This is a genomic window from Flexithrix dorotheae DSM 6795 (assembly GCF_000379765.1).
Taxonomy (GTDB): domain Bacteria; phylum Bacteroidota; class Bacteroidia; order Cytophagales; family Flammeovirgaceae; genus Flexithrix; species Flexithrix dorotheae.
In genome coordinates this window covers 98373-104965 of the sequence record NZ_KB903448.1, presented here as the reverse complement: position 1 = coordinate 104965, position 6593 = coordinate 98373, and the positions used below count along the sequence as shown (strand labels likewise).

General features: G+C 37.3%; 5 protein-coding genes. 1 reads left to right on the top strand and 4 read right to left on the bottom strand.

What is annotated here, in order from left to right; genetic code table 11:
- The 4 genes from A3EM_RS47110 to A3EM_RS0120275 all read right to left on the bottom strand — a co-directional run.
- Positions 1 to 240: RHS repeat-associated core domain-containing protein (locus A3EM_RS47110; protein WP_026210446.1), on the bottom strand; the 240-nt coding region annotated here is incomplete at its 3' end.
- Positions 209 to 1102 carry a fibronectin type III domain-containing protein gene (locus A3EM_RS0120285; RefSeq protein ID WP_020530079.1) on the bottom strand — a complete coding sequence of 298 codons (894 nt, stop codon included), beginning with the start codon at positions 1100 to 1102 and terminating at the stop codon, positions 209 to 211. The genes A3EM_RS0120285 and A3EM_RS47110, both read right to left, overlap by 32 nt.
- Before the next feature lie 552 nt (positions 1103 to 1654).
- The gene (locus A3EM_RS0120280; RefSeq protein ID WP_020530078.1) at positions 1655 to 2530 is read right to left on the bottom strand and encodes an AraC family transcriptional regulator; all 876 of its coding nucleotides are present in this window, start codon (positions 2528 to 2530) and stop codon (positions 1655 to 1657) included.
- A gap of 12 nt (positions 2531 to 2542) precedes the next feature.
- The gene (locus tag A3EM_RS0120275) at positions 2543 to 3418 is read right to left on the bottom strand and encodes a sugar phosphate isomerase/epimerase family protein (RefSeq protein ID WP_020530077.1); all 876 of its coding nucleotides are present in this window, start codon (positions 3416 to 3418) and stop codon (positions 2543 to 2545) included.
- A gap of 280 nt (positions 3419 to 3698) precedes the next feature.
- On the opposite strand from A3EM_RS0120275, the gene A3EM_RS0120270 reads away from it, so the two are divergent.
- Positions 3699 to 6578 (top strand): PVC-type heme-binding CxxCH protein, encoded by a 2880-nt coding sequence (locus A3EM_RS0120270; protein ID WP_020530076.1) that lies wholly within the window; start codon positions 3699 to 3701, stop codon positions 6576 to 6578.
- Positions 6579 to 6593 lie beyond the last annotated feature (15 nt).

The window sequence follows — 6593 nt, the reverse complement described above, 5'->3', positions numbered from 1 at the left end:
AAACTCATTCCCATCAATATCATAATTCCGTATCGGATTGTTACCTGCATAGTGGTAAGGAGAATAAGAGACATATTTCTCAGACATTCCATCTACTCCATGCCATCTACCTAAAGCAGGATCGTAATTTCTCCAACCATAGTCATACCAGTTCAAATCGAAGTCTTCCTGTTTTTCTTTACCGTTGTACTGGAACTTATGATCCGGACTACCTTTTTTCTCTATGCCAGTGAGGTTCATACCGAAGGGCAGTTATTTTATAGGCTTTGGTAGTACCTTCACTTAAACCACTATGTTGATAATATAAAGAATATCTGTCAACTGTCTCCAAGGTTGTATAGGTACCTCCCTTATTATCTGCTACTTCAATTTTATAACCAGTTACTCCAGGAACAGCATCCCAACCAATATTAAGTTTGGTAGAATTTAATTCTTTAAGAGTTAAATTTCCAGGTGCTGGTAATGGACCCGAATATGGGCCAGCCATGTCAACCTCTCCCACTTCTATGAAGTCTACAGCTTGAAAAAAACCATCAGCCTGAATCTCTATATAGTGATCTGTGCCTGATAAATTTACAATTCCATCAATTTCTAAAGTAGACCAATATGAACCTCCTAAATCTGGGCTTTTAGGAGAAATACTTCCATTAATTAGGGTGAAGTTTTTTTCTATACCATCTACATTAATAGTGTAATTCGCATTTCCATTGTCCCCACTTCTTAATCTTACGAAGAATACATAATCACCATCAGCATCAATTGTAAAAGGAATTTTTATTTTATCCCCTGGGTCAGGGATATAAGCAACTTTCTTTTTTGAGGCTGCATCTGGTTCACGTAAACCCACATTTGTATTAACAACATCAGTAATATTTGCTATATCCCCAAGGGCATCCTCAGCCTCAAAGATTTCTGAACTCAAAAGCTTGTATGTCGTGGTGTCATAAAATGAGCTGGTTAAGGCTTCATGTTCGGTAACATTACTTCCAAAACTCATTTGGAAGCTGAATAAAAGACCAAACAAGACAAACAGTGCTTTCTGCACCGATTTTGCCCGGCCTCCTATCAAGGTGTGAAATTGGATCGTGTATGTTTTTCCCATAGTCTATTATGATAATTGATAAAATGTTATTGATGATTGATTCTTTATTTGCAGTTTAAAAGTAGTCTTTCTACTACATTTTGCCAACTGGATGAAATTTAATTAAGATTATGATTATTCATATTAATATTAAAATAGTTATATAAGTTATGTGATGTAATATTTTCTTTTTAATAAACCATTCCTTTCATTGTTCCCCATCTGGTTTTGAATACAAGGGTTTTATGAAAAATGAAAACAAAAAAAAGAGGATTTATCTTTAAATTCCTTACATAAAAGGTGCCATAATTCTGGCCTTTAGTTACTATAACATCTGAAAATAGTTCAATATATGATTATCCTACTTTGAATACTCTTGGTTAACAAATATTATACTATATTTGTCTTGTGGGCAACATTTCCCACCCCCGTAAGAAAATTTGTTATTTTGGGTTTTATAATATTAAATAATAGGAAAATTGAACTAAATAGATTTTAGTTAATTTGGCGGGTCTTAGTTTGATCAACAGAAATTGTTTTAAAAAGAGAAACAAATATATTTTATTTCCCCCATTATTTCCCTAAAACCTGATGTTGTTTTTTATAAGCAAGGGGAGACTTGCCCGTAATTTTCTTGAATTGCCTGTTAAAGTTGGACAGATTATTAAATCCGCTTTCATAGCATATTTGGGAAATATGCAATTTATCCTCAATTAAAAGTTTACAGGCATTTCCAACCCTGATTTCATTGAGAAAAGTAGAAAAAGTCTTCCTGGTCCTGGCTTTAAAAAATCTGCAAAAAGCATTGGGAGACATATTTGCCTTTTCTGCTATTTCATCCAACTGGATATCAGAGGCAAAATTCTTCATGATGTATTCATAAACGTTTGTAAGCCTTTCAGAACCAGAGTTAGAATAATTCTTTACAAATCCGGGACTCGCCAGAAGTTGGTACTCCTGTGAGAGGGAGAGTTCTTCCAATATTTGCAATAATTTAATAATTCGGGTCTGCTCCTCATAAATGAATAAATCTTCCATAGCCTGGGCTACATTTGTCCTGGTTTGCCCGGTTATTTTGATGCCATATTTCGATTTTTCGAAAAAACGGGAGACTTTATGCATTTCCGGGATGGAAAAGAATCCCTTTCCCAGAAAATCTTCCTTAAAATGAATTACAATTGCCTCTGCTTCAAGGTCTTCCCTTCCTTCATAATATTCCGGATCATTATCGTAAACATGTGGGAGATTTGGTCCCATAAAAACCAAATCCCCATCATTAAAATTTTCAATATTATCTCCAACTATCCTTTTCCCCGAGCTTTTCACCACTAAAACCAGCTCGTATTCCGGATGATAATGCCATGGTGTGGGATAATAAGGCAACTTGTCCCTCAGTAATACAAAGGAATTCTTGGGCTCGAGGGTTAATTTCTCTAAAAGTGGTTTCATTTTCTTTTTTGGCTAGCCTATTTTATCGGGAAACAGACTTTTGACAAATTCTCTGTTTTTGATATAACTTTCCACCCTTTCTCCTCCTTCCGGGATAGCCCCCTCAATTTGAACCCATCCTCTGTAGCCAATATCATCGATGGCAGCTCTTACTTTCTTAAAATCAACTACACCTTCTCCAAGTAAATTGCCATTTTCTTTCAGGTGAAATTCGCAAATATTTTTCTTCCCCAACCATCGGATTTCTTCATAAATGTCGTAGCCCATTTTATTGGAATTGGCGGTGTCATAATATACTTTTATCATATCCGATTCCACTGCATCAATTATTTCCATGTGTTCCTTGGCACTCAACCATGATTCTATACCCAGAGTGATTTTTTCCTTTTCCGCTTTTGGAGCTGCTTTTTTGAGTCGCTTTATTACTTCTTTTGTCCCTTCCTTATCTCCTTTAATATCTCCCTTTCCAAAAAATGCAAGTAAAACTACTTTTACCCCCATTGCCTTGGCCACATCTATACTGTCCAATACCCACTGCTCGGTTTCTGGAGCAGATTTATAGGGTACAGAGTTTAGTTCCCCAATAGCCATTCCTCCAATAGCAACTCCATTTTCTTTTGAGGCTTTTTTATAGGCTTCCTGTATGGCTTTAGTCCTTAGGTGCATATTATCTTCAACAGTACCCAAACTAACCTGAACCCCATCTAACCCAATGCTTTTTGCTACACTCATGGCTTCTACTTTTGCTCTTTGCCCAATTGACCAGTCACATGCTCCAACTTTGAAGCCTTTCATTTTGCCATTATTTAAAAAATCATCCAATGTAATAAAAGGAATTGAGGCGGTTGCCACGGTGGACATTCTCAACATTTCTCTTCGGTTAATCATAGTCTTTTGGAATTTGGAAAAGTGAATATTAAATTAATTAAATTTCAATATAAACTTAAGCATTTCCCTAATTATGATAAAATATTATCTGGGTTGCCGCTAAGATTTTTGAATTTCTTGGTAAAATAGTACCAAAAACCATTGAAAAATCTTGTGATATTTGAAAAATGAAAGTCAATGGGAATTTTTAAGATTTTTACTTAGTGCAATTTGACTAAACTAAAATCCCGATAAATGAACCTGCGATTTATTCAAATAAACATTGAATTTTAAATTGAAAATGAAAAAAAACATCATCATTATTCTGGTGACTTTAATAGGGTTGATTTCCTGTAAAGACCCCAGAAAAGTTAAAGAATTTTATACTCCGCTTGATTTTACCAGGCAATTTGATGGTAACTTATACCTCCCCGATGATTGGGAATCTACCTTATGGGCAGAATCTCCCCAATTTTATAATCCCACAAATATGGATGTGGATGCAAAGGGAAGAATTTGGGTGACTGAGGCAGTGAACTATAGGGATTTTAATAATAATCCTGAAGACAGATTACATTTTGAAGAAGGGGACAGGGTGGTGATTCTTGAAGATACCAATAATGATGGAATAGCAGATAATAACAAAGTTTTTGTGCAGGATAAGGACTTGGTTGCTCCTTTGGGAATTGCTGTAATGGGCAATCAGGTAATCGTTTCCTGTGCGCCAAATGTGATCATTTATACAGATGAAAATGGAGACGATAAACCCGATAAAAAAGAGATTTTCCTTACTGGTTTTGGAGGACTGGATCACGATCATAGTTTGCATTCATTTGTAGCTGGTCCTGATGGAAACTGGTATTTTAACACAGGTAATGCAGGGCCTCACAAGGTAGTTGACAAAGCAGGGTGGACTTTAAGATCGGGAAGTATTTATAAAGGGGGTACTCCATATAATAAAGTAAATGAACCAAAACAAGTAAGTGACGATGGCAGAGTTTGGGTAGGAGGTTTGGCTTTAAAAATTGGTCCTGATGGAAAAGGTCTGGGGGTTTTAGCACATAATTTCCGAAATGCTTATGAATTGGCGGTAGATTCTTATGGCAATATGTGGCAGAATGACAACGATGATGAAGTGGTGGCTTGCAGGGTAAACTGGGTAATGGAAGGAAGTAATGCAGGATATTTTAGCGCAGATGGAAGCAGGACCTGGAAAGCGGATAGAAGACCGGGGCAGGATATTTTTACGGCACACTGGCATCAGGAAGATCCGGGGGTCTTACCCATTGGCGATAGAACCGGGGCTGGAGCACCCACTGGTGTGGCACTTTATGAAGGAGATGCCTTTGGTGACAAATACAGAGGAATGTTTTTAAGTGCTGATGCCGGAAGGAATGTAGTTTTCGGTTATCAGCCTGAATTGAAAGGGGCCGGTTATAAGTTTGATAAAAAAGATTTAATTACCTCTCTTGATGAATCTACCGAAGATTATGTGTGGAATGCAAAAGGTACTGATGAAAGAAAATTATTCAGGCCTAGTGATGTAGCTATCGGAACCGATGGAGCTATTTATGTCTGCGATTGGTATGACCAAATTGTGGGGGGGCACCAAATGAAGGATAAAAAAGGCTATGGTCGTATCTATAGAATTACCCCAAAAGGAAAAAATCTAACTAAACCAAAATATGATTTATCCACAATTGATGGACAAATTGAGGCTTTAAAAAGCCCGGCCATTAATGTCAGAAACCTTGGTTTTGTAAAATTAAAAGCACAGGGAGAAACTGTATTACCACAAGTTAAGGAGCTGATAAGTGATTCAAACCCTTATATAAAAGCCAGGGCAGTTTGGTTATTGGCTCAATTAGGGGAGAAGGGAGAGGTAGAAGTAGAAGGTATACTTAGAAATAATACTTCTCCTTTATTAAGAGTTGCCGCATATAGAGCGTTAAAAGCTGATCAGGATAAAATATTAGAAATTGCCAATATTGCCAAAGATGATCCATCCACCGCAGTTTTAAGAGAAGTAGCTATTTCTTTGAGGGATATTCCCTGGGAAAATTCAAAGGAAATTTTAATTGAACTGGCTAAGGCTTATGATGGTTTTGATGCCTATTATCTTGAGGCACTGGGCATCGGTGCAGATAAGAAGGAAAAAGAATTATACCTGGCTTTATTGGAAAATCAGCATGAAGATTTTACAAAATGGTCTCCTAGGTTTGCCAATATCGCCTGGAGGTTACATCCTGATGTGGCACTTCCAGCCTTCATGGAAAGGGCCGTGGCTGTCAATATTTCCGATGAGGACAGATCGAAAGCCATGGTGGCCATGAGTTATATCAATAATCCTGAGGCAATAAAAGCAATGGCTAAATTGGCAGACTCTCCCGTGAAAGCCGTAGGTGAACAGGCGGAATGGTTATTAAACTTTAGAAAATCAAACAACTGGTTTTCTCTGGTTGACTGGAAAGCCTTTGAGAATGAAAATAACACTGAAATTTCCCATGAACTATTAGCCCAAAAAGCGATAGTACTTGATGCAGAGAAATCGAATCAGGAAAAAATTGTAGCTATTCAAAAACTGGCAAAGGAAATTGATGGAGGGAAAATCCTTATTGCGCTGGCTTCAGACAATCAATTGACTGATGCATTGAAAAAGGAAACTGCCAGGGTGATTTTTAATAATCCAGATCAGGAGGTAAGAACATTGGCTGCTGAATATTTTGAAAATCCAGATAAAAAGGATGTTGCCTATGATGAAATAACGGCTTTAGCAGGAACTGTTGAAAAAGGCAATGAAATTTTCGGGCAGAAATGTACTACCTGTCACAAGGTGGGAGACATCGGAAAAGAAATCGGCCCAAACCTGAGTAAAATCGGGTCGAAGTTCGATCAGAATGGCTTACTAAATGCTATTCTTGAACCGAGTGCAGCATTAGCATTTGGTTACACTATGGTGGAGGTAAAAACCAAAGGCGATAATTCTTATTTCGGATTTATGGTTTCTGAAGGAGAAACTACAGTGTTGAGGGATGTAGCTGGTAAACAAACCGTAATTGATTCCCGGGAAATTGTGGCCAAAAAACCAATGGCCACCAGCATTATGCCAAGTGGAACGGCTTTGGGATTGAACAACCAGGATTTAGCAGACTTAACTACATATTTATTGACATTGAAATAATGATTTCCTCCCCCT

Bases quoted from the DNA above. Each gene is read 5' to 3' on its own strand.
- A3EM_RS0120275 (WP_020530077.1), bottom strand. From the start codon at position 3,418: ATGATTAACCGAAGAGAAATGTTGAGAATGTCCACCGTGGCAACCGCC.
- A3EM_RS0120270 (WP_020530076.1), top strand. From the start codon at position 3,699: ATGAAAAAAAACATCATCATTATTCTGGTGACTTTAATAGGGTTGATT.
- A3EM_RS0120280 (WP_020530078.1), bottom strand. From the start codon at position 2,530: ATGAAACCACTTTTAGAGAAATTAACCCTCGAGCCCAAGAATTCCTTT.
- A3EM_RS0120285 (WP_020530079.1), bottom strand. From the start codon at position 1,102: ATGGGAAAAACATACACGATCCAATTTCACACCTTGATAGGAGGCCGG.